The organism is Collinsella sp. AM36-4AA, from assembly GCF_003467795.1.
GTDB lineage: Bacteria > Actinomycetota > Coriobacteriia > Coriobacteriales > Coriobacteriaceae > Collinsella.
The window spans coordinates 1-1039 of record NZ_QSHS01000064.1; the positions used below are offsets into that span (position 1 = coordinate 1).

Here is a 1039-nt window from a genome sequence, read left to right on the forward strand (position 1 = left end):
GCCGGGCCCTTACGCCAGCACGCCGAAGAACGCGCCGACGATGCCCACGACCATGGTGGCCACGATCAGCACCATGGGGTTGATCTTCTTGGACAGCAGCCAGTAGTACAGCCAGAAGGCGAGCATGCCGAGCATGCCGGGCATGATGCCGTCCAGGATGTCCTGGAGGGTCTGGGCGTCCTCGCCCGAGCCGATGGCCACCGGGATGCTGGCCCAGAACATGTCCTTGCACATGGCGCCCACGACCATGACGCCCACGATGCCCACGCAGGTCATGATCTTCTGCATGAGGCCGGTCCTCTGGGCCTCGTCCAGGAAGCCCACGCCCAGCTCGTAGCCCTTGACGGCGCCCCAGACGCGCAGCGCGAAGCCGGGGACGTTGTAGATGAGCAGGAAGGCGATGGGGCCGAAGGGGTTGCCGGCCTGGCACAGGCTGATGCCCACCGCGGCGGCGACCACGCGCAGCGTCGACAGGAAGATGGAGTCGCCGATGCCGGACAGCGGGCCCATGAGGGCGGCCTTGACGTCGTTGACGCTCTCGGGCTCGATCTCGCCGCGGGCGACCTTCTCCTCCATGGCCATCGCGATGCCGCCGACGAACGGGGCGAACTGGACGGTGATGTTGAAGAACGCGCAGTGGCGGTGCAGGGCCTCGGCGTAGTCGTCGGGGCGGCCGGCGTAGATCTTCTTGAGCATGTTGGCGACCATCAGGCAGAAGGCGATGTTCATCTGCTTGTAGTAGGTCCAGGAGAACTCCATGCCCAGGGCGCCGACGTTGACGGCGCTCTTGACGAGGTCGGAGCGCGTGATCTTGTTCTCGGGACTAGAAGTCATCGTCCTCATCCCCTTCCGCGGAGAGCTGGGGCTGGGCTCCGCCCAGGCCGAGCAGGTCGAACTTGTCGATGCCGATGATGATGGCGATCAGGGCGACGCCCAGGACGGGCACGTTGGCGTAGGAGCACAGCAGGAAGCCCAGGAAGTAGAAGGGCACGAGCTGCTTGGTGAGCACCAGGCGGCCGAGCATGGCGAAGCCCATGGC

General features: G+C 65.9%; 2 protein-coding genes. Both read right to left on the reverse strand.

The window, feature by feature from the left end; all coding sequences use genetic code 11:
* Positions 1–9 precede the first annotated feature (9 nt).
* On the reverse strand, positions 10–843 hold the full coding sequence (locus DW850_RS10085) for a PTS system mannose/fructose/sorbose family transporter subunit IID (RefSeq protein ID WP_099432282.1): 834 nt from the start codon (positions 841–843) through the stop codon (positions 10–12).
* Positions 824–1039, reverse strand: a 216-nt coding sequence (locus tag DW850_RS10090; RefSeq protein WP_147326485.1) for a PTS sugar transporter subunit IIC, incomplete at its 5' end; no start/stop codon positions are given. The genes DW850_RS10090 and DW850_RS10085, both read right to left, overlap by 20 nt.